At 60.6% G+C, this 26,004-nt stretch carries 16 protein-coding genes; 8 read left to right on the top strand and 8 right to left on the bottom strand.

Annotated elements, in window-relative coordinates:
* Positions 1-116: 116 nt before the first annotated feature.
* From F6X24_RS08040 to F6X24_RS08015, 6 genes are all read left to right on the top strand, one after another.
* Positions 117-5,339 (top strand): translocation/assembly module TamB domain-containing protein, encoded by a 5,223-nt coding sequence (locus F6X24_RS08040; RefSeq protein WP_151087512.1) that lies wholly within the window; start codon positions 117-119, stop codon positions 5,337-5,339.
* A 225-nt stretch (positions 5,340-5,564) separates the two neighbouring features.
* Complete coding sequence (gene tamL, locus F6X24_RS08035) at positions 5,565-7,820, top strand: translocation and assembly module lipoprotein TamL (protein WP_191906512.1); 2,256 nt, start codon at positions 5,565-5,567, stop codon at positions 7,818-7,820.
* A gap of 114 nt (positions 7,821-7,934) precedes the next feature.
* Positions 7,935-10,037 carry a M13 family metallopeptidase gene (locus F6X24_RS08030; RefSeq protein ID WP_151087510.1) on the top strand — a complete coding sequence of 701 codons (2,103 nt, stop codon included), beginning with the start codon at positions 7,935-7,937 and terminating at the stop codon, positions 10,035-10,037.
* Between the two features lie 308 nt (positions 10,038-10,345).
* A complete protein-coding gene (locus F6X24_RS08025; protein ID WP_151087509.1) occupies positions 10,346-12,355 on the top strand; it encodes an endo-1,4-beta-xylanase in 2,010 nt (669 codons plus the stop codon).
* Positions 12,356-12,496: 141 nt separating this feature from the next.
* Complete coding sequence (locus tag F6X24_RS08020) at positions 12,497-13,492, top strand: DUF1028 domain-containing protein (protein WP_151087508.1); 996 nt, start codon at positions 12,497-12,499, stop codon at positions 13,490-13,492.
* Between the two features lie 81 nt (positions 13,493-13,573).
* Positions 13,574-14,668 carry an alpha/beta fold hydrolase gene (locus F6X24_RS08015; protein WP_151087507.1) on the top strand — a complete coding sequence of 365 codons (1,095 nt, stop codon included), beginning with the start codon at positions 13,574-13,576 and terminating at the stop codon, positions 14,666-14,668.
* Between the two features lie 92 nt (positions 14,669-14,760).
* Here F6X24_RS08015 and F6X24_RS08010 read toward each other — a convergent pair whose 3' ends face one another.
* The 6 genes from F6X24_RS08010 to F6X24_RS07985 form a co-directional block, all read right to left on the bottom strand.
* A complete protein-coding gene (locus F6X24_RS08010; protein ID WP_151087506.1) occupies positions 14,761-15,798 on the bottom strand; it encodes an acetamidase/formamidase family protein in 1,038 nt (345 codons plus the stop codon).
* A 28-nt stretch (positions 15,799-15,826) separates the two neighbouring features.
* A complete protein-coding gene (locus tag F6X24_RS08005) occupies positions 15,827-16,897 on the bottom strand; it encodes a chorismate mutase (RefSeq protein ID WP_151087505.1) in 1,071 nt (356 codons plus the stop codon).
* A 157-nt stretch (positions 16,898-17,054) separates the two neighbouring features.
* Entirely contained in the window at positions 17,055-17,906 is an 852-nt protein-coding gene (locus tag F6X24_RS08000; RefSeq protein ID WP_151087504.1) for a prephenate dehydrogenase, read from the bottom strand.
* 4 nt (positions 17,907-17,910) lie between these two features.
* Positions 17,911-19,071 (bottom strand): pyridoxal phosphate-dependent aminotransferase, encoded by a 1,161-nt coding sequence (locus tag F6X24_RS07995; protein WP_151087503.1) that lies wholly within the window; start codon positions 19,069-19,071, stop codon positions 17,911-17,913.
* Between the two features lie 42 nt (positions 19,072-19,113).
* Positions 19,114-20,001 (bottom strand): prephenate dehydratase, encoded by an 888-nt coding sequence (locus F6X24_RS07990; protein ID WP_151087502.1) that lies wholly within the window; start codon positions 19,999-20,001, stop codon positions 19,114-19,116.
* Positions 20,002-20,273: 272 nt separating this feature from the next.
* Positions 20,274-21,125 carry a pirin family protein gene (locus tag F6X24_RS07985; protein ID WP_151087501.1) on the bottom strand — a complete coding sequence of 284 codons (852 nt, stop codon included), beginning with the start codon at positions 21,123-21,125 and terminating at the stop codon, positions 20,274-20,276.
* A gap of 523 nt (positions 21,126-21,648) precedes the next feature.
* Between F6X24_RS07985 and F6X24_RS07980 the strand changes: the two genes are divergently transcribed.
* Entirely contained in the window at positions 21,649-22,695 is a 1,047-nt protein-coding gene (locus F6X24_RS07980) for a hypothetical protein (RefSeq protein WP_151087500.1), read from the top strand.
* 91 nt (positions 22,696-22,786) lie between these two features.
* Here F6X24_RS07980 and F6X24_RS07975 read toward each other — a convergent pair whose 3' ends face one another.
* Complete coding sequence (locus F6X24_RS07975) at positions 22,787-24,148, bottom strand: Gfo/Idh/MocA family protein (RefSeq protein WP_229725427.1); 1,362 nt, start codon at positions 24,146-24,148, stop codon at positions 22,787-22,789.
* Between the two features lie 208 nt (positions 24,149-24,356).
* Here F6X24_RS07975 and F6X24_RS07970 point away from each other — a divergent pair, with 208 nt between their 5' ends.
* Positions 24,357-25,424, top strand: coding sequence for an NADH:flavin oxidoreductase/NADH oxidase (locus F6X24_RS07970; RefSeq protein WP_151087499.1), 1,068 nt, complete (start codon positions 24,357-24,359; stop codon positions 25,422-25,424).
* Between the two features lie 52 nt (positions 25,425-25,476).
* Here F6X24_RS07970 and F6X24_RS07965 read toward each other — a convergent pair whose 3' ends face one another.
* Entirely contained in the window at positions 25,477-25,998 is a 522-nt protein-coding gene (locus F6X24_RS07965) for a DinB family protein (protein ID WP_151087498.1), read from the bottom strand.
* Positions 25,999-26,004 lie beyond the last annotated feature (6 nt).

The following is a 26,004-nucleotide window of genomic DNA, read 5'->3' as shown; positions in this document are numbered from 1 at the left end:
GAGCACCCGCTTGAGGAGCGCAAAATCCAACCCCGACCTACAAAATTCCGTTTGGAAAGCTTGCATTCTGTTTGTTTCGGGGGTCGCGTCCGGTTTCACTCACCTTTTCTCTGCCTGTGTCAGTCTATCTACGACGCTTTTTGTACGTAATTTTTGGGTTAATCGCGCTGGTGCTGCTGGCCGTGATTGGGATAGTAGTGTACCTGCAATTTCCATCGGGCCAGGACTTTGTGGCCCGCCGGGCCGAAGGCTACCTCCGCGACAAGCTGCACACCGAAGTGCGCCTCGGCACTTTTCGCACCGATTTTCGCCACGCTATAAACTTCGACAATGTGTATATGGCCGACCAGCAGCGCGACACGCTGCTTTCGGTGGGCCACCTGGGCGTGAGCATCGATATTTTTGCCTTGCTGCACAAGCAGGTGAATATCAAAGATGTGGAGCTGGAAAATGGCCGCGTGCGCCTGACTCGCACCGAGCCGGACAGCGTCAACAACTACGACTTTATTATTAAGGCCTTCAGCAGCCCGGCCACGCCGGCCGATACGGCTAAGTCGACCCTGAAGTACGATATCGGCAAGGTTCATTTGAGCAATATCCTGTTTACGCAGCAAGACCAGGTGGCCGGCTCCGACCTGCGGGCCAAGCTCGGCGACCTGCTCGTGAACATGGACGAGGTAGATGTCAATAACTCGGTTTATAAGGTGGATAACGCGGCCCTGCGGCACTCGTTTATCCGCATGGACCAGACCAAAACTGCCCCGCAGCTGGCCGCCAACCAGCCCACTAAGCCGCTGAGCCTCACATTCGGACTGAATAAGGCCACGCTGGAGGATGTGGGCTTTACGTACAAGAACGACCCGGCGGCGCAGTATATCGACACCCGTATCGGGCTGGCCGACGTGACAACCAGGAACATCGACCTGATTAAGGAGCACATCGACCTGGATAAGCTGACGCTTAAGAACACCACGTTTGCCTATTCCCAGAACAAGAATGTGCCAGTGGCGCAGCGCGTTATCAACCCTGCCGAGGCCGTGCGCAAAGTGGATGCCGCCGTGCAGCAGGCCACCGTCGAGCCCCTGAAATGGCGCGTCACGCTCAATCAGTCGGACATCAGCCAGCTGGCGGTAAATTTTGACAACTTCAACGACCCCAAGCTGAAAAGCCGCTATCCGGCACTCGACTACAGCCACCTGCACTTCACGGATTTGGTGCTGAATACCCGTGACTTAACCTTTACCGGCAACCGCACCACAGTGAAGATTGACGACCTGGCGGGCAAGGACCAGAGCGGCTTCGCCATCAGCTCGGCGCGGGCCAATGTGGAGTACGACTCGGTGCAGATTCGGCTCGACAGCCTCGATTTGATAACGCCCAACTCGCGCATCCGGCGCAGCCTGGGCATGCGCTATAAAAGCCTGGGCGCTATCGCGAAAGACCTGCCCAACCTGGGCCTGAACGGCGATTTGCGCAATACCCGCCTGGGCTTCCGCGACGTGCTGTACCTGGTGCCGAGCCTGGCCGGCACGCCGCCCTTTACCACCGGCCCCAACCAAAGCGTGCTGTTGAGCGGGCTGGTGAGCGGCCGGCTGGGCGACTTAACTATTCAGGACTTTGATTTTGTGGGGCTGCGCAATACGGTGGTGCAGGCGCGGCGGGCGCACATCGTGGGCCTCCCCAACGTGGACGGCCGCCTGTATACCGACCTGGATATTCAGCGCTTCAGCACTACGCGGGCCGACTTGCTGAGCGTGCTGCCCAAGGGCACCGTGCCCGATAATATTAGTATTCCCCCTACCCTTGCGCTGAGCGGCACCTTTAAGGGGCGGCCCACTACGCTGGCCTTCGATACCAACCTGAAGCTGCGCTCGACCTATGGCAACATGGCCTTTTCGGGTAAGCTGGGGGCCAGGCAGGCCAATGGCCAGCAGCCGCTGGTGGGTACCTTTGCGGTGCAAAGCTTTGATGCGGGTAAGCTGCTGAAAAACCCGTCGCTGGGCCCCATTACGGGCACCGGGCGCATTAATGCCACCGGCAACCTGCAAGACCCGAGCACGCTGGTGGGCAAGCTCACGGCAAATATTCAAAGCGCAAGATATAACGGCTATACCTACCACGGCGTAACCACGGCCGTGGATATCGACCGTAGCAAATACACCATCGCCGCCAGCAGCCACTCCGACCCCAACCTCGACCTCGACCTGAAGGCCGTGGTGAACCTGCGCGACGCCAAAAACCCCAGCTACGAAGTAACCTCGCTGAACCTGCGCGGCGTAAACCTCTCGGCGCTGGGCTTTTATACCGGCGGCAGCCTGCAGGTGAAGGGCGACCTGGCGGCCAACCTGCGCGGCTCCAGCCTGAACACGATAAACGGCACGTTCAGCGGCAATCACATTGTGGTTGTAAAAGACAAGCAGCCGTTTGCGCTCGACTCGGTGCGCGGCAGCATTGTGCAAACCGCCAGCCGCACGGCAGTCGATTTCAACTCGAACGTGGCGGCGGCGAAGCTCGATGGCAACGTGCACCTGGGCGACCTGGCCACTGAGTTGGAAAAGCACGTTAACCGCTACTTTCACCTTGATGGCGTGACGCCGTTCCGCGACCCGAGCGCCAACCGGCAGTTTACGTATTCGCTGCGCGTAAAGAAGCCCCGCCTGCTGACCCAGTTCGTGGCGGGCCTGAAGCGGCTGTCGCCCTTCACGCTGGCCGGCGACTACAGTCGCGCCGCCGCCCGCCTCACAGCTCAGACAAATATTAGGTTTATCAGATATAACAACTACCGGCTCGATTCGCTGAAGCTGGACGTGAGTTCGGACCCGCGTAAGCTTGACTACGCGCTGCATCTGGCCCGCGCCCGCCAGGACACCAGCCTGACCCTGCGCCGGCCCAGCGTAGTTGGCTTTCTGGCTGATAATAAGATAAATACCCGCGTGGCCATTCTGGGCGACAGTAGCAACCGCGAGCGGCTGGCGCTGGCCGGCACGGTGGAGGCGCTGGAGCAGCACGGCCACGATGCGTACCAGTTTGTGGCCGGGCCCGACCAGATTATCAACTACGACAAATGGACGGCCGGCGCGGGTAATTACGTGCGCTACAATGCCGACGGCACCATTGTGGCCAATGCCCTGCGCCTGAGCAACGGCAGCTCGGCACTGGTAGTGCAAAGCCAGGACCCGGCCGTAAACACCTCGCCGCTGGCCGTGCGCTTCGAGCAGTTCAATCTGGGCATCGTGAGCCGCGCCCTCGGACGGGCCGACTCCACGCTGGGCGGCACGCTGAACGGCGAAGCCGTAGCGCGGGGCCTGGGCACCAAAAAGCAAGCCTTCACAGCCAACCTCACCATTAAGGATTTACTATATAATAAAATTGTCCTGGGCGACCTGGCTTTGCAGGCCAGCAACCCCGTGGCCGACCGCTACGACGTAAATGCCCGCCTCACCGGGGGCGGCGGCAACGACGTAACGGTGCACGGCGCGTACCAGACCACCGGCAACACACCGCTCAACTTCGTGGCTGACGTGGCGCGGCTGAACGTGAAAACGGCCGAGCCGTTCTCGGCCGGGCAGCTAAGTCAGGGCACCGGCTTTGTGAGCGGGCGGCTGACGATAGCCGGCACCACCAGCGCGCCGCAGGTACGCGGCCAGCTCACGACCTCGCCCGATGCGGGCTTCGTAGTGCCGCAGCTCGGCTCGCCGTTCCGGCTAGTGAGCCAGCCCGTAACCTTCGACGATAAAGGCATTGCCTTCAACAACTTTACGGTGCTCGACTCGGCCGGCAACAAGGCGGTGGCCAATGGCTACCTGCTTACCAAAAACCTGCTTGACTACGCGTTTGACCTGCACGTAACAACTACTAAGTTTCTGGCGGTGAAGAGCAAGCGCAGCAAGGCCAATACGCTCTACTATGGCCGCCTGGTAGCCGATTCGGATACGCGCCTGACGGGGCCGCTGTCGCTGATTAAGATTGACACCCGCGCTACGGTGGACGAAGGCTCGGACCTGACGGTGGAAAACCCCGCCGCCGACCCCAGCGTGGTGGCCCGCGAAGGCATCGTGCAGTTTGTGGACCTCAAGCCCAAACCCAAGCCCCACCTGGTTGCCGAAGCTGAGCCCGACTCGGCCAATACCAGCTCGTTTGGCTATGACCTGACGGCCACGATTACGATAACCGATAAAACCCCTTTCACCATTATCGTAGACCCGGTGAGTGGCGACAACTTGCGCGTGCGGGCCGCCGGCACGCTCACTACCACCCTCGACCCCAGCGGCAACCTGACGCTGACCGGCCGCCTCGACGTGCGCCGGGGCAAGTACAAGCTCTCGCTCTATGGCCTGGCTACCAGGGAATTTACCATTACCAACGGCTCGTACCTGGTGTGGACCGGCGACCCCTACAACGCCGACCTCAACCTGACGGCCGCTTACCGCGTGAAGGCTGCCCCCGCCGACCTGCTGGCCGCGCAGGGCACCCTCGACCCCACGGCCAGCACGGTATCGCGCAATCTGATGCCGTTCAACGTACTGATTAAGGTAACTGACCAGCTTAGCAAGCCTACTATCGGGTTCGATATCACGCAGCCGGCCAGCTCGACCAGCAGCCCCGTGGGAGCCGAGGTGGAGGCCGTGCTCGGCAACCTGCGCCAGCCCAGCCAGACCTCGGAGCTGAGCAAGCAGGTATTTTCGCTGCTGGTGCTGGGGCGCTTTATTCAGCAGAATCCGTTTGAAACCACGGCTGGCGAAGGCATTGTGGCCAGCCAGCTGCGCGGCTCGGTCAGCCAGGTGCTCACCGACCAGCTCCAGAACCTGACCGGCAAATACCTGGCCGGACTGGGAATTGATTTGGGCGTGACCAACCAGGCCGACTACAGCAGCGGCTCGGCCCAGGGCCGCACCGACCTCAACGTGGCCGTGCGCCGGCAGCTGCTCAACAACCGCCTCACCGTGCGCCTGGGCACCGACGTGCCGCTGAGCGGCAACACCGGCACGCAGGCCACCCAGGGCAGCAGCGCCGCCAGCAACTTCGCCGGCGATATCAGCCTCGAATACACGCTGCTGGCCGACGGCCGCCTGCGGCTGCGCGCCTACCGCCAGAACAGCTACGAAGATATCGACGGAGCCATTGTGCTCACGGGCGCGTCGCTGGTTTTTCAGCGCGACTACAACAATTTCAAGGATTTGTTTGAGAAAGTGAGCCGCGAGGTGAAGCAGGAGCGCCGCCAGAACAGCAAGCAGGAGAAGAAGGATAAAGACGAGCAGAAGCGCCACGAGCAGCACCTCAACGACTCGACGGCCGCTGCGAACGGGGCCATACGCCGCGATACTACCAAGAAGAATTAGAAATTGGGAATGAGGAACTTAGAATACACTGAAAGTACTATATACATTAGCCCCCGCACCTCTAAAAAGAACGTCATGCTGAGCTTGCGAAGCATCTTGTCGAGAGTCGTTAGGTTGAGAAATCAACGAAGCGGGCAGGATGCTTCGCCGGCTCCATTTGGCGTTCTTTTGAGAAGAAGCGCGGGTTATCGTCTCGGCCTTTCCTCCTCTCTCTTCCTGCTGATTTTGGCTACCTCCTGCTCGGGGCTGCGCTACATACCCGAAGGCCAGAAGCTCTATACCGGCAGCAAGGTTCTTATCGACTCGCCTACCAAGCTCAAAAACCAGAAGGCGCTGCAAGCCGAGCTGACCACGCTGGAGCGGCCCAAGCCCAACTTTTCGTTTTTAGGCCAGCGGCCCAAGCTGTTTTTCTGGCACCTGGGCGTGGGGAAGTCAAAGGGAATCGGGCATTTTCTGGCCAATAAGTTTGGTGAGGCACCCGTGCTCTTAAGCCAGGCGCAGCCCCAGAATACCCGCAACCTGATGGTAAACCGCCTCCAGAACCGGGGCTACTTTCACGGCGCCGTAACGAGCGAAGTAGTTACGAAAGCTAACACTGCCCAGCTAAACTATACCGCCCGCCCCGGCCAGCAGTATATCATTCAGGATATTCATTTTCCTGACCGTGATACGCTGATTGACAAGGCTATCCGGGGCACGCAGGCGGGCACGCTGCTGAAAACGGGTGACCCCTACGACCTCGACGTGCTGACCAATGAGCGGGTGCGAATTGACCTGGCCCTTAAGAACGAGGGCTACTATTACTTCAATCCCAACTACCTGCTGTTCCAGGTCGATAGCACGCTGCGGGGCAAGGTAAACGTTTATTATAAGGTAAAGCCCGAAGCGCCGGCCAAGGCTACCCGGCCGTACTGGCTGCACACCATCAGCCTGAATACGAACTACATGCTGACTGACACCATTCACCGTGAGCCGGTGCGGTTTCAGAAGTATCTGTATTACCCGGATGAGAGTGTGTTTCGGGCGCGGGCCATTACGCGGGCCGTGTTTTTGTACCCGGACAGCCTGTTTCGGCAGAAGCGTCGCGACCAGACGCTGTCGCGCCTCATGAGCCTGGGCACTTTTCGGTTTGTCGAAATCAAGTTCCGGCCCTCAACGGCCGGTGATTCGGCTGGCCGCGCCCGCCTCGACTCGGACGTGCTCATGACCCAGCTGCGCAAGAAAAGCGTGCGGGCCGAATTGCAGCTGGTGAGCAAAAGCAACGGCTTTACCGGCCCCGGCCTCATCGTGAGCTACCGCAACCGCTCGGCCCTGCGCGGGGCCGAGCAGCTCATTATCAATGGCGTAGCCTCGACCGAAACCTCGACGCGCGCGCCGGCCGGGGCCGAAAGCCGCAGCAATACCGGCCTTATCTCCAACGAGTTTGGTATTAATGCTCAGCTTATTGTGCCGCGCCTTATTGCACCACACCTCCCTTTTCTCGACCCCCGCCTGGTTAGCTCCGATTTTCAGCCGCGCACCAACTTTGGGGCGGGCGTGCGCTACGTATCGCGCTCGGGCTATTTTAGCACCACCAGCTACAACTTCAACTACGGCTACAGCTGGAAAACCAAGATTACCAACGAGCAGGAGCTGAAGCTGGTCGATGTGGAGTACAACGCCTTCACGAGCAGCGCGGCCTTCGACTCGGTGCTCAAGGCCAAGCCCTTTCTGCGCCAGGCCTACCAGTCGCAGTTTATCCTGGCCTCGTCGTACCGCTACACCTACAACCAGCAGGTGCTGGAGCAGCGTCGCCAGCAGATTTTCTTTCAGGGCCAGGCCGAGGTGAGTGGCAACCTGGCCAACGCCATCAGCCGCGCTACGGTGGGTACCAAGTCGCCAACCGAACATTATACGATTGCCAACCAGCCATTTGCCCAATATGCTAAGTTCGATTTGGAGCTGCGCGAATACTACCGCATCAGCCCCAACCCTACTTCGGGCAACCGCATTGTGGGCCGCCTGCAAATTGGGCTGGGCCTGCCATATGGCAACTCATCGGGCGGCTCGCTGCCCTACCTGCGCCAGTACGGCATTGGCGGCCCCAACTCCATCCGGGCCTTTGCGGCGCGGCAGATTGGCCCCGGCTCGTACAAGCCCAGCGGCACCGATATCGTGAACAGCTACTACGACCAGGTAGGCGACCTGCGCCTGGAAGGCAACATTGAGTATCGCCAGGACCTCTTCCCTTATGTGAAAGGCGCTATATTCATGGACGCCGGCAATATCTGGCTGGTAAATAACGACCCACAGCGGCCGGGCGGGCAGTTTGTGGCCAGCCAGTTTCTAAACCAGCTGGCTGTGGGTACGGGCGCCGGCCTACGCATCGACGTGCAGTTTTTTGTCATTCGCTTCGACTATGCCATCCCGCTGCGGGCTAATTACGGCACACCGGATAGCAAGACCGGCCGCCTGAATCTGGCTATCGGATATCCCTTCTAAAGCGGCCAGGAGGTAGCCAACTGTAGCAAGCTATAGTGCCCGCTGGCACCCAAACTTCCTGCTCTGCGCCGGACGCTTAACTTGCCAAACGTTTACCCACGTTTTTGCTCTGTTATGCCGCTTCCTGCTTCCCGCCCGTGGCTGGCCGCCAGCCTGCTTACGCTAGCTGCCTGTGCCACCAGCCACCCCGCCGCACCACCCACGGCGGCCACTACACCCACTGCCGCGCCGGCCGCCGCGCCCGACCCCAAGGGCGTAGGACTTGACATGGCCGACCTCGACCGCTCGGTATCGCCGTGCGATGATTTCTTTGAGTTTTCGGGTGGCAACTGGCTCAAGGCCAACCCAGTGCCCAGCTACGCCACCAGCTGGGGACCGCGCAACCTGCTGGGCCTACGCACCCAGGCCACGCTTAAGCAGATACTCGAAGAGGCAGCGGCCAACCGCAGCGCCGCACCTGGCTCCAACGCGCAGAAGGTAGGCGACTTTTACGCCGCTGCCATGGACACGGTAGCCATCGAAAAAGCCGGCATCACGCCGCTTAAGCCCGAGCTGGCCCGCATTGCGGCCCTCAAAACCCGCGCCGAGTTGCCCGCTCTCGTGGCCCACGAGCAGGAATTGGGTACGGGCGCCTTCTTCCGGAGCGGGGTGCAGGTAGATGAAAAGAATACGACGCGCTACGTCATTGGCCTCGACCAGGGCGGCCTGACAATGGGCGACCGCGACTACTACCTGAAAGACGACGCCCGGACGCAGAAAATCCGCGCGGCTTACCAGACCTACATGCAGCAGGTATTTGGCCTGCTGGGCGACAACGCGGCCACGGCGCAGCGCAACGCGGCCACCGTCGAGCGCATCGAGAAGCGACTGGCGCAGGCCTCGCGCAGCCGCGTAGAGCTGCGCGACCCGCAGGCCAACTACAACCAGATGACCCTGCCAGCCGCCGCGCAGCGCTACCCCGCCGTGCAGCTGCCCAGGCTGCTGGCCGATATGCAATTGGGCAAGGCGCAGGAAGTGATTGTGGGACAGCCGGCGTTTTTTGACGAAGTAAATGCCCTGCTCAAAACAGAGCCGCTGGCCGACTTACAGACCTATATGCGCTGGCACCTGGTGAGTTCGGTAGCCGCCACGCTGCCGGCCGCTTACGTCGAAGCCAGCTTCCGCTACAACCAAGTGCTGACCGGCGCTAAGCAGCAAACCACTCGTTGGAAGCGCGTGCAGGCCGCTACCGATGCCACCATTGGCGAGGCATTTGGCCAGCTTTACGTGGACAAGGCCTTCTCGCCCGAAGCGAAAAAGAAGGCGCTGGAGATGGTTGGCAACGTAAAGGCCAGCCTGGCCGAGCACATTCAGACCAATACCTGGATGAGCGCCGCTACCAAGGCCGAAGCATTAAAAAAGCTGAATGCTCTGCGCGTAAAAATCGGCTATCCCGATAAGTGGAAGGATTATTCGGCTCTGAATATCAGCCGCGAATCGTACACCAGGAATATCCTGGCCGCCCGCCTCTGGGAAAGCCGCCGCGAGGCCGCCCGCTTTGGTGGCCCCGTCGACCATACCGAGTGGGGCATGACGCCGCCCACCATCAATGCCTATTACAACCCCCCGCTGAACGAGATTGTGTTTCCGGCCGGCTACTTGCAGCCGCCCTTCTTTGACCCCAAGGCCGATGATGCCGTAAACTACGGCGCTATCGGCGGCGTGATGGGCCACGAGATGACCCACGGCTTCGACGACCAGGGCCGGCAGTACGATGCCGCCGGCAATCTGCGCGACTGGTGGACGCCCCAGGACGCGGCCGAGTTTACCAAGCGCGCCGCCGTGGTGGGCCGCCAGTACGACGCCTTCTCGCCCCTCGATTCGGTGCACGTAAATGGCAAGCTGACGATGGGTGAAAACCTGGCCGACTTTGCCGGCCTCACCATCGTGTACGGGGCGCTCGAAAAACAGCTCCAGCAGCGCTACGGTAACGGCCCGCGCCCCCGCTACGACGGCTTCACGCCCGAGCAGCGCTTCTTTATGAGCTGGGCGCAGCTGCGCCGCACCAACATCCGGCCCGAAGCCCTGCGCCAGCAGATTCAGACCGACCCGCACTCGCCGGGCCAGTACCGCACCATCGGGCCGATTATGAACATGCCGCAGTTTCAGGCGGCCTTTGGCTGCAAGGAAGGCGATAAGATGACGCGCACGGCGACCGACCGGGCAGTTATCTGGTAGTATATATAATATTCATAATATTACTAACTTCGTGAGGGTGCCGGCGTTTGCCGGCACCCTTTTTCGTGGCCAACAGATAGCACCCAACCTGTCATATAACCAGCTGACAATAAAATTCTGGCATCGACACCTATCACAAACGTTTGCCTTTGCTATCACAAACGTTTGCAGCATTTTATTAACTATTTAGCTAATAAACAGGGTTTTATTCTAACGAGCGCCGCTCTAACTTTAGCTATTGGCCGGGCCGCCAGCAGGCTATCGGTTCGCCTTGCGCCTTCCTTTTCCCACCCCCAAACCTCTTCGCTATGAAGAAACCTCAACGCATACTACTTGCGCTGGTGGCTGCGCTCGGCAGTCACTTTACCGTCCTGGCCCAGGCTGCCCCCGTGGTAGTGGAGGCCGAAAGCGGCACCTCCACCAACCCGGCCACCCCCGTGGCCGGCGCAAGTACCGGCGACTGGGCCTTTCGCACCATTGCGGCCTCGGGCACCACGCCGACCATCAGCTACGCCACTACCCTAACCGATGTAGCGGCCTACACCGCCCCCACCGCGCCGGGTGGCGGCGTAGGTGGGTCGGCGCCCGCCACGGCGGCACGCGTGCTGAGCTACACGGTTACTTTTCCGGAGGCCGGTACTTATGACCTGTACGCCCGCATTCGGGTAGGCCCCAACGGGGCCAACGACGACAGCTTTTACTACGCCAATAGCTTCGGCACGAAGAGCCCGGTTACGGGCAGCGATTGGGTAAACTGCAACAACCTGTTTAACATTGGGTACACCAGCGCTACGGCCGTGGTTGATGGCGCCGGCGGTGCCGCCACGGGCGTATGGAAGTGGGTAGACTTGTCGCAGTACAGCTTTGGGGGCGCGGCGCTGGTGAGCTTCACGGTGACGGCCGGCAACCTGACGCAGACGTTTCAGGTTGGCGCGCGGGAAGACGGCTTGGACTTGGATAAGTTCGTATTTGGCAAGAAGGGACTATACTTTACCGTGGCCAACCTTGATGCCGGTACGCCGGGCTCGGCCACTCCGCCCGTAGTGTTCGTGCCCACTGGCCCGGCGCTGGCTACGGGCAAGCCCAAGTACCTCGGCTGCGCTTACAGCACCGCGCAGTCGCCTTATTTTACAAAGTACTGGAACTCGGTAACGCCCGAAAACGGCGGCAAGTGGGGCAGCGTGGAAGCAACGCGCGGCACCTTCAACTGGGCCGACCTGGACAGTGCCTACAACCGCTGCGCTAAAATCGGGGGTGTATTCCGCCTGCACAATCTGGTGTGGGGCGCTCAGCAGCCAACCTGGCTCAAGGGTTTGTCGGACGCCGACCAGCTGACCGAAATTAACAACTGGTATAAGGCGGTGGCCGACCACTTTGCCGGTAAAAAAATTGATTTTATTGACGTAGTCAACGAGCCGATTCACACGCCGCCCACGGGCAAGGTAACGGTGGGCTCAACGGCCGGCACCGATGACCCGGCCGGCGGCGCCTACCTCAATGCGCTGGGCGGCACCACTAGCCTGCCCGACGGCACTACCCAGTACAACTGGATTATCAAGTCGTTCCAGCTCGCCCGGCAGTACTTCCCCAGCGCGAAGCTGATGCTCAACGAGTACAGCGTCGAAAACGACGGCAACACTGCCCAGACGTACGTGCGCATCATCACCCAGCTAAAGGCGCTCAGCCTTATCGATGGGGTTGGGATTCAGGGCCACGCGTTTTCTACGAAATCGACTTCCGCAACGACGCTCAAAGCCAATCTCGACCTGCTGGCCGCGCCCGGCGTGCCGCTCTACATCACGGAATACGACTCGGATGCCCTCGATGCCAATGGCAACAACAGTGATGCCGTGCAGCTGGCTGAGTATCAGCGCGTATTTCCCATCTTCTGGGAACATCCGGCCGTGAAGGGCGTGACGCTATGGGGCTACCGCGTGGGCCATTGGCGCACGGCGCAGGGCGCTTACCTGGCCAACTCCGACAACACCGAGCGCCCGGCGCTGACATGGCTGCGCGACTATATTAAGAACACCACGCTGGGCACCAAGGCGGCCAGCGCCGCTACGGCGGCTATCTTCTTCTATCCCAATCCGGCCACCGGTGGCCGGGTATCGCTGAGCCTGCCGGCTACCTTCGGCCAGCAAGCCGTGGAAGTATCGCTACTGAACGCGCTGGGCCAGACTATACTGCGCCAAACCCTGCCGGCCAGCGCCGAAACGGTACGCTCGCTGCGCCTGCCCGGCGTAGCCCAGGGCCTCTACACCGTGCGGCTGCAAACCAACGCCGGCTTGTTTAGCCAGCGCCTGACGGTGGAATAAACTCTTTTAAGCCTAGCCAGTTATCCAGCCACTGTAGCTGGACTGCTTTTCCCCACGCAGCCCCCCGGCCCACCAGGCCGGGGGGCTGCTGTGTTTAGGACGGGCTACGCTAGCTACATTCGCTTTTCTTCAACCTTTCGTATGCTCCACAAGCTTCTACCCTTCTTGGCGGCGCTGCTGCTGGGCCAGCTGGCCGCCGCGCAATCCATCTACTCGGCCACCGACCCGCTGGCCCACACCTTCAGCATCGTGGCCCGCGACCCCAAAACCGGCGAAATGGCCGTGGCCGTGCAAAGCCACTGGTTTTCGGTGGGCACTTCGGTAAGCTGGGGCGAAGCGGGCGTGGGCGTAGTGGCCACGCAATCGTTTACCAATAAGTCGTTTGGCCTGCGCGGCCTGGCGCTGCTGAAAAGCGGCAAGTCGGCCCAGCAGGCGCTCGACGAGCTGCTAGCCGCCGACGAAGGCCGCGACGTGCGCCAGGTCGCTATTCTCGACAACCAGGGCCGCGTGGCTACCCACACCGGCAAAAAATGCGTGGATATGGCCGGCCACCAGCAGGGCGCGCAGTTCTCCGTCCAGGCCAACATGATGCTGAACAACACGGTATGGGGCGCGATGGCCAAAGCCTACGAAGCCAATGCCACCCTGCCCCTGGCCGAGCGCGTGCTGGCCGCCCTCGACGCGGCCCAGGCCGCCGGCGGCGATATCCGGGGCCGGCAGTCGGCCGCGCTGCTTGTGGTGCGCGGCACCACCACCGAAGGCCCCTGGGCCGACCGCCTCGTGGACCTGCGCGTGGACGATGCCGACAAGCCGCTCGTAGAGCTGCGCCGCCTGCTGAGCCTGCACCGCGCCTACGACCACATGAACGCCGGCGACCTGGCAGTAGAAAAGAATGACATGCCCAAAGCCATTCAGGAGTATCAGGCCGCCGAAAATATGTTTCCTAAAAACCTGGAAATGAAGTACTGGCACGCCATCACGCTGGCCAATAAGCAGCAGGTACCCGCCGCGCTGGCATTATTGAAGCCCATTTTCCAGCAGGAGCCCAACTGGCGCATTCTCACCGAGCGCCTGCCCAAAGTGGGGCTGCTGACGGTTAGCCCAGCCGAGCTGAAGCAGATTCTGGCGCTGAAGTAAGCTAACCTACTACTAAGATTAAAGAACGTCATGCTGCGGGCAGCATGACGTTCTTGCTTTAAATTTTTACCTTCTCTCCCTATGCGCCATCTCCTACTTCTCTTCCTCGCCGTAGCCAGTCTCTCCGCCGCAGCCCAAACCAAGCCGGCGGCCGACCGCGTGCCGCACCATTTTTTTACGCTCGCTAATTTTAAAACCGAGAGCGGCACGGTGCTACCCAAAGCCCTGGTCGGCTACGGCACCTACGGCCACCTCAATGCCAAGCGCGACAATGCCGTGCTGCTGCCCTCGCACTACATGGCCGGGCACCGCGGCTACGAGTGGCTGATTGGTCCCGGCAAATGCCTGGATACCACGAAGCTGTTCCTGGTCACGACCGAGCTGTTTGGCAACGGGCACTCTTCCTCGCCCAGCAATACGCCCGAGCCTTTTCACGGGCCGCGCTTCCCGGTGATGACTATTCGCGACAACGTGCAGGCAGTGCATGAGCTGCTTACCAAAGAACTGAAGATAACGCACCTGCGCGCCCTTATCGGCTTTTCGATGGGTGCCGAGCAGGCGTTTCAGTGGGCGGTGAGCTACCCGACTTTTGCCGACCGCATCGTAGCGACTTCGGGTACGGCCAAGAACTACCCGCACGGCGTGGTGCGCCTGGAGGGCCAGATTGCGGCCCTCACCGCCGATGAGGCGTTTAAAAATGGCGACTATACCGCCCCGCCCACCAAGGGCCTGGAGGCGTTTGCCACCGTCTGGACGGGCTGGCTCTTTTCGCAGGAGTGGTGGCGCCGGGAGTTGTGGCGCACTGATGAGAAGCCCGGCACCACCTTCGAGCAGGTACTCAATAATTTCCGGACCCACTTTATTCCAGGGGCCGATGCCAACGACCTCATCGCCCAGATGCGCACCTGGGAATACCACAACGTAGGCACCACGCCCGGCTTCGGCGGAGATGTAGAAAAGGCGCTGCGTAGTATCAAAGTGCCGCTCCTCTACATGCCTTCCGAAACCGACTTGTACTTTCCGGTGGGCGATGCGCGCTACGAAGCGGCGTTTATTCCGGGCGTGCAGCTGCTGCCCATTCCGTCGTTGTGGGGCCACACGGCCGGCGCAGCCAGCAACCCGGCCGACGCTAAGTTTTTGAACGAGAATATCGGGAAGTTCCTGGCAGGCAAATAGGGTGGAAGTAGCGTGGACTCTGTGACTCCGCGGGTTGCTTCGTTGAACAACGTTCTCACGCGCGGACTCGCAGAGTCCACGCTACTTCCACTCTACTTCTTCTTGTCGAAAATGCTTTTCGACAGCAGCATATGCGCGCCGCGCGTGCCGTCGACCACCTGCGTCACGTTGAGGTCGCCGGCCACGCTGCACAGCATGTAGGCGTCATCTTTCGTCAGGCCCTTGGTTTTCATCAGGAAATCAATCATTTCGCGCACTGCCTGCTTGGCCGCCAGCGTCAGGTCTTCGTTGAGGCCCATGCTGATGTACTGGGTCGGCGTTTCGGCACGGGGCATGGCCAGGTGCATGTCTTTGTGCACAATAAACTCCAGGTTGCCAACCAGTGAGGTTTCCAGCGCCGTAATATCGACCTCGCCGTTGCCCTGGCCGGCATGGCCGTCGCCCACGAAAAATAAGGCTCCCGGCGCGCTCACCGGCAGGTAAAGCGTGGTACCGGCAACTAGGTCTTTGTTATCGAGATTGCCGCCAAACATCCCGGGCGGCGCACTATTCACGCGCCCCGCGGCCGGCGGCGGCGCCACGCCCATACTGCCAAAAAACGGGTGCAGCGGCACTTCAATCCCCGGCGCAAAATCGGCTACCATCCGCTTCTTATCGAGCGGAATAATCTTCATTTTGGCGTAGCCGAAGTCTTCCGGAATAAAGCCGCTTTTCGGCCCGAACCCATTGTACGCATAAGGAATAGCTAATTCTATGGCTTTGATGCGTACCTCAAGCACATCGCCGGGCTCGGCTCCTTCTACAAAAATCGGCCCGGTGAGGATGTGCCCGCCCGGCCCCTTATTAGTTACTTTATCATATATATCGCGCAGCGATTGCTCGACCTGCGCCGGGGCCACGCCCGCGCCTTCGAGGCGCGTGGGGCTCGACGTGAGCAGGGTGTGCACCTGCACCGTTTCGCCCGACTTAATGCGCAGCACCGGCTGGGCCGCCGCGTCGTAGTAGCCCCAGGCCACCGTAGCAGGCGTAGCCAGCAGCTCGTGCTGCGCCTTGGGCAGGTGCTGCGCCTGGGCACTGGCAGCGAGTAACAGGCCAAAAGCCAGGGTAATAAAGCGGATAGTTAGTTTCATGGCTGAAAAATACGCTACGAATGTCAGCTTACCCGTTCATTACCTTCTCCTGGCGCATAACCGACTCGAGGTGAACGGCTTCCATGTAGCGCTCCACAAACTCGGCCGTCAGGCCCACTTGCGCGCCCTGGCGCTTGCTGCGCTCCAGAATCTCATTCAGACGGCCGGTTTGCAGGATGGTGATGTCGTTTTCCTTTTTGTACTGCCCGATTTTTTCAGCCACGGCCATGCGCCGGCCCAGCAGCTGAATAACCTCCGCATCGAGGTTATTGATTTGCTCGCGCAAGCCGGCGAGTGCGCTCAGAAACTCTTGCTTGTCAGTGGTTTCGTGGCGCCACACCAAGTCGTGAATGAGCTGACCCAGCACTTCAGGCGTGATTTGCTGCTTGGCATCGCTCCAGGCGTTGTCGGGGTCGATATGGCTCTCAATCATCGTCCCGTCGAAGTCCAAATCGAGCGCCTGCTGGGCCACGGCAAACAGCGTATCGCGCCGCCCGCAGATGTGGCTGGGGTCGTTGAGAATGGGTAGCTCGGGCAGCCGGCGCTTCATCTCGATGGGCAGGTGCCACATGGGCGCGTTGCGGAAGTCGGTGTTGCCGTAGCTCGAAAAGCCCCGATGAATCATTCCAACCTGTTTCAAGCCAGCCTTTTGCAGACGCTCGATGGCTCCAATCCACAGCTCCAGCTCGGGGTGAATGGGGTTTTTGACCAGCACCGGAATATCCACGCCGCGCAGGGCATTGGCAATTTCCTGCACCGAAAACGGGTTGCCGGTGGTGCGTGCGCCCACCCACACCAGGTCGACACCGAAGGCCAGACAGTCTTCGACGTGCTTGGCCGTGGCTACTTCCACGGCTACCGGCAGGCCGGTTAGCTCGCTGGCTTTCTTAAGCCAGGGCAGGCCTTTGGCGCCTACGCCTTCGAAGCCGCCGGGCTTGGTGCGGGGCTTCCAGATGCCGGCGCGCAAGGCCTGCACCTTGCCGGTGGCGGCCAGGCGCTGGCAGGTTTCGAGTACCTGGGCTTCGGTTTCGGCCGAGCACGGGCCGGAGATGAGGAAGGGCTTATCCTCGGGCTTGCGGTTGAACAGGTCGTTGAACATAAAGGAAGAAAATGTAGCGTGGACTCTGCGAGTCCGCGACGAGCGCAGCGAGTATCGTCGGCCGCACCGGTGAATGATAATTGAATGGCGTTAAGTAGCAGGCAGGCGACGATACTCGCTGCGCTCGTCGCGGACTCGCAGAGTCCACGCTACATTTTCACGGAATTATTTTTTTTATTTCGTTGGCGTGCTCCAGCTGCCTGGTAAGGCCGGGGTAGTCTTCCCCAGCCAGCAGCTCGCGCAGCTTATTCAATTGCAAAAGGTGCTCATCGAGCACGTCGAGCACGTTTTCGCGGTTTTGGCGGAAGATGGGCACCCAGGTAGCCGGCGCGCTCTTGGCCAGGCGCACCGTGGAGGCAAAGCCGCCACCCGCCAGGTCGAAGATGCGCTGCTCGCCGCGCCGCTCCTTCTCCAACACCGTGAGGGCCAGCGCAAAAGACGTCAGGTGCGAGATGTGCGACACATAGGCCGTGTGCAGGTCGTGGTCGGCCGCGCCGAGGTGCAGCACCCGCATGGGCAGCGCCCGAAATAGTGTTTCAACCACTTGCACGGCATCGGGGTCACTGGCCTCGGCATCGCAGACCACCAGGGTTTTACCCTCGAATAAGCCGCGCACAGCCGCATCGGGGCCCGAATACTCGGTACCGGCCATCGGGTGCACAGCCACAAAGCGGCCCCGGCGCGGGTGGCTCGCCACGGCCGCCAGCAGGCTGCCTTTCGTTGAGCCAACATCAATAACTACCTGATTATCAAAAATAATGTCGAGCACCTGGGGCAACACCGTGAGCATGGCATCCATGGGCACGGCCACGATGACGAGGCTGGCGGCCACCACGGCCGCCGCCAGGCCGGAGTCGATTTCGTCAACCAGGCCCAGCTCCAGCGCCCGACGCGCCGAGGCCGGATTTGCCTCTACCCCAATGAGCCGGTCGGCCAGGCCATGCTGCCGCAGGCTGAGGGCCAGCGAGCCGCCGATAAGTCCTAAGCCGATGATAGTGATAGCTGTCATTCTTCTAGTGATTTTTAACTCGTTCGAGCGCCTCGCGCAGCACGCTGTCGGGTTGGCAGAGGCTGGCCCGTACGTAGCCGTTGCCATTGCTGCCGAAGATGCCGCCGGGCGTCAGAAACACCCGCGCTTCGGCCAGCACGGCGTCGCTCAGGGCGTAGCCATCGGTATAGTGCGGCGGCACGGCGGCCCAGACGAACAGGCCCGTCTGGCCCGGTGCGGCTTCGCAGCCCAGCGCCGCCAGCAGCTCGCGCACCAGCTCGCGGCGGCCCCGGTACGTGGCGTTCAGCTCCGCAAACCAATCATCACCGAGCGCCAGCGCGGCCACGGCCGCCTGCTGAATCCCCAGAAACATCCCCGAATCCATATTGCTTTTGAAGCGCAGCACCTGCGTTAGCCAGTCGGCGCGGCCCACCAGCATGCCCACGCGCCAGCCAGCCAGGTTGTGCGACTTGCTCAAAGAATTCAGTTCTAGCGCTACTTCGCGGGCGCCAGGCACGGCCAGCAGGCTCATGGGCGGCGTCTCATTCAGCACAAAGCCGTACGGGTTATCATGCACCAGCATCATATTGTGCATTTTGGCAAACGCCACCAGCCGGGCCAGAAACGCCGGGCTGGCCGGCGTACCGGTAGGCATGTGGGGGTAGTTCACCAGCATCATCTTCACCCGGCTCAAGTCGCTTTGGGCCAGCTCTTCCAAATCGGGCAGCCAGCCGGTGGCGGCCGTCAGGTCGTATTCCCGCACCTCGGCCCCGCATATTTCGGCCACGGCCCGGTAGGTTGGATAGCCGGGGTTGGGAATGAGCACCGTATCGCTGGCTTCCAGAAAGGTCATGCCGATGTGCATTAGGCCTTCTTTTGAGCCCAGCAACGGCAGTACTTCGGTAGCGGGGTCGAGCGCCACACCATAATGTGTCTGGTAAAAGCCCGCCATTGCCTGGCGCAGGGCCGGCGTGCCCTGGTAGCTCTGGTAGCCGTGGGACGTAGGCTGGCTGGCGGTGGCCGCCAAGGCCGCCACCACGCTCGGGTGCGGGGGCAAATCGGGGCTGCCGATGCCCAGGCTGATAATATTGGCCCCGGCGGCGTTGAGGGCAGCCAGCTCGCGCAGCTTGCGCGAGAAGTAGTATTCGCCGGTGTGGGCCAGGCGGCTGGCGGTGGTGATAGTCATCGGATTTATATACTAAAAAAGAAAGTCATGCAGACCAGAGCGTTAGAGCTGCAAGCGAGATGCTTCCTTTCGGTCTGCCTGGCGCTCATTTGCGAGCTCCTCTCCAAACACCATGCTGCCGCGCTGGTAGGCACCCAGCACCCGCAGCTCCTCCGTCACGGCCGGCAGCTCAGCCAGCAGTGCTGCCAGCTGGGCCGGAGCTTCGAATTCCACGTCGGCGTGAAACCCGTAGTGCCAGGGCTGGCTGGGGCGCGGGCACGACTGCAGCTTGCTCAGATTCAGGCTATGGCTGGCTACCAGCGTGAGTACCCGCGCCAACTGGCCCGGCGCATGTGAGGTATAGAAATACAACGACGCCTTGTCGGGCCGGGCCACCGGTTGAGCCGCGGCGGCGCGCTCTACTACCAAGAAACGGGTATAGTTATTCGGGTCGTCGTTGATGGACCGGGCCAGGATGTGTAAACCAAAAGCTTCGGCAGCCTGCGCCCCGGCCACCACGGCCACGCCGGGCGGGCGGCGCTCGGCCAGCAGCCGGGCGCTGAGGCCGGTATCTTCGGTTTCGACAAGCTGCCACTGCGGAAACCGGCTCAGGTAATCGCCGCACTGCCGCAAGGCCATCGGGTGCGAATGCACGGCCCGCACCTCGGGTAGCGCAGTGCCGGGCAGCGCCAGCAGGTGCTGCTGAATAGGCAGGTACACCTCGCCCGTTATAATTAGGTCGGACCGCTCCAGCAGCAGATAATTAGGTAAAATACTGCCTGCCAGTGAGTTTTCTATGGCCATGAGGCCGGCATCGGCGCGGCCGTCAGCCACCTGGGCCACCAGCTCGCCGAAGGTGGCGCAGGCATTTAGCGCCGGCGTACTGCCGAAATACTGGCGGGCCGCCACTTCGTGAAAACTCCCCCTAAACCCCTGAATAGCAACGCGCATTTTAGCTATGAGTGAGACGTAATGAATGATAAGCTGCTGGCTGACCTTGAAATGGGCCGGGCGGAAAAAACATAAAAAAAGCGCCACTCGCGGAACGAGTGGCGCTGCTAACTTTCACTGGTTTAGCTACATGGCGACTCGTTCTACGCGGGCGGCGTAAAATAGAAGTAACCAAAATAATAGCGGGCAGCGAACATGATACTGGTCGAATTGGGCAGCAAGGTAGGCAGAAATTCCAATTCAGCAAATGAAGCTGGTCGGGTGCAAATACTTTACCCTTTCCAGCTACCAAACTTTCCTTGCTGATAATCGGCATAGGCCTGCCGGATTTCGCTCTCCGTGTTCATCACAAATGGCCCCGCTGAAACTACGGGCTCGCCAAACGGCTGGGCATGGCCTAGCAGCAACACGCTGTCGGTCAGGGCTTCAATAGCCAGCTCCTCGCCATCGTAGCTGAACTCGACCAGCTCGCGGGCAAAGGCTTCGGTGCCATTAACGCGCACGCTGCCGCGCACCACGTAAAAAAAGATGCTGCGGCTGGCCGCAATAGGCAGCGTAATAACCGCTCCGGCGCTAAAATCGGCCCAGGCCAGGGCTATGTCAGCCAGCGGGTGCACGGACCCGGCCGTGCCGCCCCAGCTACCCGACACAACGTGCAGCGTTACGCCGGCCGCCGGCGTGGCAACTGGTATCTCATTCTGCTGCAAGCCGATGTAGCGTGGCTCGGTCATCTTGTACCTGGCCGGCAGGTTTACCCAAAGTTGCAAAATTTCCAGCGACCCGCCCGTTTGCTTGAACTGGTTGGACGAAACTTCGGCGTGAATCAGGCCCGAGCCGGCCGTCATCCACTGAATGCCGCCGGCCTCAATCACGCTCTCGTGGCCGCTGCTATCTTTATGCAGAATATCGCCTTCCAGAATAAACGTAACTGTTTCGAAGCCCCGGTGCGGGTGCGGGCCAAAGGGCAGGCCGTTGTTTCGGGGCTGGTAAACCTGCGGGCCGTGGTGATTCAAAAACAGGAACGGGTCGATATACTCGACTGATTGCGTGGGCATTGCCCGGTAAGTGACCAGGTCGGCGATGGGGGCGTTTACGGCCCGGTGCTTTTTAACGACGGTGCGCATTGGCTTCTGACAAGAGCGGCTGGTTAATGGGTAATACAAAGTCGGTAGCACGCCCTATCGCCTTATAACCGCTGGCCGACCGGAACGTTGGCTGCTTGGCCACAGCTTACGCAGGAATCAACTATATACTAGTTTGGTAGCTAACTTGGCTGCCCAAAGAAGCCGGACAATTTGCAGCAACGGCCGCCGGTAGTGACGCATTTTCACCTGGCTATCTCCCTCAGAGCTAGCGCTCTGATTTTACCTATATACCTACTTGATACGTCAAACAATACTCCTGATTAGCTGCCTGTTACTGGCTGGCTCAGCGCGGGCGCAGTCCTTCGAGCCCGGTTATTTAATAGTAAGCAACGGCGATACTCTACGGGGCGAAATTGAGAATCGATTCTGGGAAATCAGCCCGAAGGAGGTGCATTTCCGGCCAACTACAACGGGCGCTATCGTCGGCTACAAGCCAGAGCAGCTACAAAAGCTCTGCCTGGCCAGCGGCCGGCAATTTCTCTACGATATCTTTCTGTTTGATGTGTATGCCGAAACGCGCACCAATCAGCTCACACGGGGCATGCGCATTTCCCAGAAATACACCCCGCTTTTTGCCGAGGTATTGGTAGAAGGGCCGGCTTCGCTATTGCGCGTGGAGCGAATGGGCGCCACCCATTATTTCGTGCGGCGGGAAACCGCCAGCTACCTGGAGCTGACCGAACGCCTCTACCTGGGTAAAAACGGCGTCAGCGTTATGAATGGCAATAATTATGTGGGTCAGCTTCAACTGTACTTCGGCGATTGCGCCGCCGCTGTACAAGCAGCTGAGCACGCCCCCTTTACGGCTGAAGGTCTGGTGAGGGTGGTACAGGCCTACAACCAGCAGTGCTCGGCCAGTCATAGCCTGGGCAGCACTCCGTATTCGCTCACCAAACCTGGAACCAAGATGGCCTGGAACGTTGGCGTATTGGGCGGAATACAATTCAATAGTTTTGCCCTGAGTAACTATGACATCACTAGTATAGCTTCGAGTCTGAATGGTCTTAACCTTGACCACCGCCTACACCCAGTGGGTGGTCTGTATGTCGATGCGCTACATGCCGGGCGCGTACTGGCGCTGCACAGCGAGGCAACGCTCAACCGATTTGGGAGTCAGCAGGAATTTGCGGCCAGCCCTACTACCTCAGCGGGAAGCTACGAGTGGCTGGGTACACAAGCTCAGCTACGCGTAGGACTGCGCTTTTTCTCGGCACTAAGCCAGCGAAAGCGCCAGTTTTTTGGGGGTATCGGCGCGGGCCACAGCTTTACACTCAGCTATAAGTCTTCGCTGAAATATGGCACCGCAAGCGATTCTTTTTTAAACGGCAACGACGGTTTTCTCTGCTATCTGGAGGCTGGTGTCCGTCAGCAACGACTTACCCTGACGCTGACCGGTCAGGCTGCAGGAACAGGTTATTATGAGGACACGCTGGGCTGGCAGGTACGCGGCAATACTCATTTACTTCAGTACGCCGGGGCGATGTGGAGCGTAAGCGCCACGCTTGGCTATCGCCTTAATACAAATACAGACGCCAGGGATAGCAAATAACTATTATCAATTATTTACTATCTCTGGCGCCTGGAAGCCGGGTTAATCCTGTACGGCTTCAGACCTGGCTTTCGCTTGGTATGGGCCGCTGCTAGCTGGCTTCTTCGCTAGGCGGCGTGCCGCGGAAGGCATCCGTTTTACCCACGCCAATGGTCAGCTTTACGGGCCGGTTTTCTTTGGCCGACTGATAGATAGCTTCCATAATGCGCTGGTCTTGCAGGCCTTCTTCGCCGGGGGTGTAAGGCGTTTTATTCTGGCGCACGCACTCGGCCATGTGGTCCATTTCGAGGGCAAACTGGTCTTTGCCGGGATTGCTGGGCTTTTCGGTGGTTTGCTTGCCGCCGGGGGCATGCTCGCGCTCCTGGGCCAGGCCATTATAAGAGAAAGCCGGGTCCATTTTAATGGTGCCCGTTTCGGCGTGCACGGCATAGCTTTTCGCATTAAATGTGCCGTAGCCGCTTATGCACTGCGAGATAACACCGCTGGGAAAGCGCAGGGTAAAGCTCACATTCTCTTCGATTTCCTTGAATCGGTCGTCGCCGGGCGTGCTATAAATCTGGGCCGAAACTTCGGTGGGCTCTTCGCCCAGCAGAAAGCGCGTGGTGTTGAGGCAGTACAGACCCACGTCGGGCAGCGAGCCGCCGCCGGCCAGCGCCTTTTTGTGGCGCCACTGCTGGTCGTGGGCCTCATTCTGGCAGTTCATCATCTGGATGAGCTTGGTAGTACCGTAGGTTTTTTCGCGCACCGCCTTCTGCGCCATGCGGTTGAGCGGCTCGTACTGGATACGATAGGCAATCATGAGCTTTTTGCCGGCTTTCTGGCAGGCCGCAATCATCTCCTCGCACTCTTTGACCGACGTCGCCATTGGCTTTTCACAAAGAATATGCTTGCCGGCCCTGGCGCCGCGTAGCGTGTATTCGTGGTGCAGCGCATTGGGCAGCACAATGTAGATAACCTCGACTTCAGGATTGTTTTTGAGATTGTCGTAGGTCTGGTACGAGTAGCAGCTGCTTGCCTTAATACCGTATTGCTGCGCCACTTTGCTCATCTTATCGGCGTCGCCGCTCACCAGCGCCACGGGCCGGGCATGCTTGCTTTTGCCAAAGGCGGGCAAAATCTCGGTGAGCGCGAGCCGCCCCAGGCCCACAATGGCAAAGCCCACCCGCCGGTCGGGCGCATCGGGGTTGAACGGGTCTTCCGACTTGGGGTCGGTGGGGGCCGAAAGCGATGGCAGCTTCACATCGAGCGGACCAGTGGCGGCCGGCAGGCCGAGGCCGCCAAGGTCGCCGGCCTCGGCCGAGGCCAGCGGCAAGGCCGTGGCCACGCCTACCGCCAGCAGGCCGCGCCCGGCATGGTTGATAAACTGGCGGCGCGAGGTATCGCAGCTGGTGGCCGCCTGGGTTTGGGCGGCCATCTGGTCGAGGGCCGCCGCGGTGGAATTTTCCTGAAACATAGTGAATTTACTGTATTTGAGCTGTTAGCGTGGCCTGTCTGTACGTACCCGAAGGCGTAAAGTGTTGCCGAACGGCGAGTAAGCCCAACCGTGGCAACCGGGGGCAACAGTTTGCGGTTAGGGAAGAATAGTCAGGGGCTTTTAGTAACTTCAGCAGTTTGTTTTTCGCCTATCAATCACTGACTAATCATCAATTTACCAGTATTTTATGCCTGCATTGTTCGAGCCGCTTAGTCTGCGCGGCCTCACGCTTAAGAATAGAATTGTGGTATCGCCCATGTGCCAGTACAGCGCCGTAGATGGCTTTGCCAACGACTGGCACTTCGTGCACCTGGGCAGCCGGGCCGTGGGCGGGGCCAGCCTTATCATTGTGGAGGCCACGGCCGTCTCGCCCGAGGGCCGTATCACGCCCGACGACCTGGGTATCTGGCAAGATGAGCACATAGGGTTTTTAAAGCATATCAACTCCTTTATAGAAGCCCAGGGCTGCGTGCCGGGCGTGCAGCTGGCCCATGCCGGGCGCAAAGCCAGCACCTACGCGCCCTGGAAAGGCAGCGGTGCCGTGGCCGAAGGCGGCTGGCCGGTGGTAGCACCCAGCGCGGTAGCCTTTACCGATAACTACCCGCAGCCGATGGCGCTCACGCAAGCCGGCATTCAAAAAGTCGTTGCCGACTTCCGCAGCGCTACCGAGCGGGCGCTGGCGGCGGGCTTTAAAGTGATTGAATTGCACGCCGCGCACGGCTATTTACTGCACCAGTTTTTGTCGCCGCTCAGCAATCAGCGCACCGATGTCTACGGCGGCTCGTTTGAAAACCGCATTCGCCTGCTGCTCGAAGTGGTGGCTGCCGTGCGCCAGGTGCTGCCCGAGAGCCTGCCGCTGCTGGTGCGCATCTCGGCTACCGACTGGGCCGAAGGCGGCTGGTCGGCCGACGAGTCGGTGCAGCTGGCTGCTCTTCTCAAAAACCAAGGGGTAGATTTGATTGACTGCTCAACGGGCGGCAACGTAGCCACGGCCAAGATTCCGGTCGGGCCCGGCTACCAGGTTGAGTTTGCCGCGCGTATCCGGCGCGAAGCCGGCGTACCGACCGGCGCCGTCGGCCTCATCACCACGCCCGCCGAGGCGGAGGCTATTGTAGCCAACGGCCAGGCCGACCTCGTGCTGCTGGCCCGCGAGGAGCTGCGTGACCCCTACTTCCCGCTGCGCGCGGCGCACGAGCTGGGCGCCGAAGCAGCCTGGCCCGTACAGTACGAGCGCGCCAAGCCGAGAACGAAGTAAGCAGTTGGCAAAAGCCGCTACCCGTGAACAGCGGGTAGCGGCTGGCTCGGCTTTAGCTGGTTACCACCCGCGCCGTCACCAGCAGCTGCCCCACGTGGCGCGTGGTGTGCTCGGCGGCATGCACCAATAAGCCCATAACGGTGCTCGGCAGCTGCGCCCGACCCACGCCGCGCCACTCGGGCAGTGTGCCTTCGGCAGTAGCCACGAGTTGGGCAAGTGCCTTGTCTACCTGCCTATCAAATGCCTGCGTCAGCTCCAGGGCGGCACCCAAGTGCGTGGGTGGCTGGCCCTCGGCAGCCAGGTAGGCTAGCTGACTTTCAGTTAGCGCCTCACCCCGGGCGTACGTGAAGGTGCGGTCGAGCACGCCCGCCAGGTGCCGCAGGTGAAAGCCCACTGAAGCCAGCCCCAGCGGCCGTTCGGCCAGCTTCCCGGCCGGAAAGCCGGCCATTATTTCGGCTATTTCCTCGCGGGCCTGCAGCAGCGCGTGGGCTACCGGCTGGAGCAGCGGCGGCACGCCAGGCAGAGGGCCGCGCAGCCATACTTCGGGCAGGGGTTGAGGCTTGGATGAAGGCATAGGCTT

The sequence above is a fragment of the Hymenobacter baengnokdamensis genome (assembly GCF_008728635.1).
In the GTDB taxonomy this organism is placed as follows: domain Bacteria; phylum Bacteroidota; class Bacteroidia; order Cytophagales; family Hymenobacteraceae; genus Hymenobacter; species Hymenobacter baengnokdamensis.
Note: the sequence above shows the minus strand (reverse complement) of the source record. Positions and strands in the feature narration are given on the sequence as shown.

What these genes read in the sequence shown, in the direction of transcription:
- F6X24_RS08030 (WP_151087510.1), top strand. Translation starts at nt 7,935, where the DNA reads ATGCCGCTTCCTGCTTCCCGCCCGTGGCTGGCCGCCAGCCTGCTTACG.
- F6X24_RS08025 (WP_151087509.1), top strand. Translation starts at nt 10,346, where the DNA reads ATGAAGAAACCTCAACGCATACTACTTGCGCTGGTGGCTGCGCTCGGC.
- F6X24_RS08020 (WP_151087508.1), top strand. Translation starts at nt 12,497, where the DNA reads ATGCTCCACAAGCTTCTACCCTTCTTGGCGGCGCTGCTGCTGGGCCAG.
- F6X24_RS08015 (WP_151087507.1), top strand. Translation starts at nt 13,574, where the DNA reads ATGCGCCATCTCCTACTTCTCTTCCTCGCCGTAGCCAGTCTCTCCGCC.
- F6X24_RS08010 (WP_151087506.1), bottom strand. Translation starts at nt 15,798, where the DNA reads ATGAAACTAACTATCCGCTTTATTACCCTGGCTTTTGGCCTGTTACTC.
- F6X24_RS08005 (WP_151087505.1), bottom strand. Translation starts at nt 16,897, where the DNA reads ATGTTCAACGACCTGTTCAACCGCAAGCCCGAGGATAAGCCCTTCCTC.
- F6X24_RS08000 (WP_151087504.1), bottom strand. Translation starts at nt 17,906, where the DNA reads ATGACAGCTATCACTATCATCGGCTTAGGACTTATCGGCGGCTCGCTG.
- F6X24_RS07995 (WP_151087503.1), bottom strand. Translation starts at nt 19,071, where the DNA reads ATGACTATCACCACCGCCAGCCGCCTGGCCCACACCGGCGAATACTAC.
- F6X24_RS07990 (WP_151087502.1), bottom strand. Translation starts at nt 20,001, where the DNA reads ATGCGCGTTGCTATTCAGGGGTTTAGGGGGAGTTTTCACGAAGTGGCG.
- F6X24_RS07985 (WP_151087501.1), bottom strand. Translation starts at nt 21,125, where the DNA reads ATGCGCACCGTCGTTAAAAAGCACCGGGCCGTAAACGCCCCCATCGCC.
- F6X24_RS07975 (WP_229725427.1), bottom strand. Translation starts at nt 24,148, where the DNA reads ATGTTTCAGGAAAATTCCACCGCGGCGGCCCTCGACCAGATGGCCGCC.
- F6X24_RS07970 (WP_151087499.1), top strand. Translation starts at nt 24,357, where the DNA reads ATGCCTGCATTGTTCGAGCCGCTTAGTCTGCGCGGCCTCACGCTTAAG.
- F6X24_RS07965 (WP_151087498.1), bottom strand. Translation starts at nt 25,998, where the DNA reads ATGCCTTCATCCAAGCCTCAACCCCTGCCCGAAGTATGGCTGCGCGGC.